At 64.5% G+C, this 611-nt stretch carries 1 protein-coding gene; it reads right to left on the reverse strand.

Annotated features, from left to right (window positions below; genetic code table 11):
* Nucleotides 1–611: chemotaxis protein CheA (locus PMN64_RS42955; protein WP_411785136.1), on the reverse strand; the 611-nt coding region annotated here is incomplete at both ends.

Below are 611 nucleotides of genomic sequence, written 5' to 3' on the forward strand. Positions count from 1 at the left end.
TTGGTCGACATCGGCTTGACCACGATCTCCTCGGTGTGGAACACGCCGTCGACCACGATGCCGAAGGTCTGGCTGCCCACTTGCGTGACCACGATGAAGCCGTTCTCGGCATCCGACGTCGTCGCGCCGTCGTCGATCTTCAAGAGCTTCTTGAGGTGGATCAGCGGCAGCAGCTTGTTGCGCAGGCGCAAGACCGCGGTGTCCTTGATGCGCTCGATGCGGTGCTCGGAGTTGGCGCGGGCCCGCACCAGCTCGACGACGGACAATTGGGGAATCGCGAAGCGGTCGCCGCCGGCTTCCACGATCAGCGCGGACACGATCGCCAAGGTCAGCGGGATCTTGATGGTGACCGAGGCGCCCTCGCCGGCCACACTCTTGATGTCGATGGTGCCGCCGATCTGGTCGATATTGGTGCGCACCACGTCCATGCCGACGCCGCGGCCGGACACCGAAGTCACTTGCGCCGCGGTCGAGAAGCCCGGCGCGAAGATGAACTTGTGGATCTGGGCCTCGGTCATCTTCTCGAGCTCGGCTTCGGTGACGAGACCGTTCTGGAGCGCCTTGGCCTTGATCCGCTCGGTGTTGAGCCCGCGGCCATTGTCGGCGATGCA

Source organism: Bradyrhizobium sp. UFLA01-814 (assembly GCF_046718885.1).
Taxonomy (GTDB): domain Bacteria; phylum Pseudomonadota; class Alphaproteobacteria; order Rhizobiales; family Xanthobacteraceae; genus Bradyrhizobium; species Bradyrhizobium elkanii.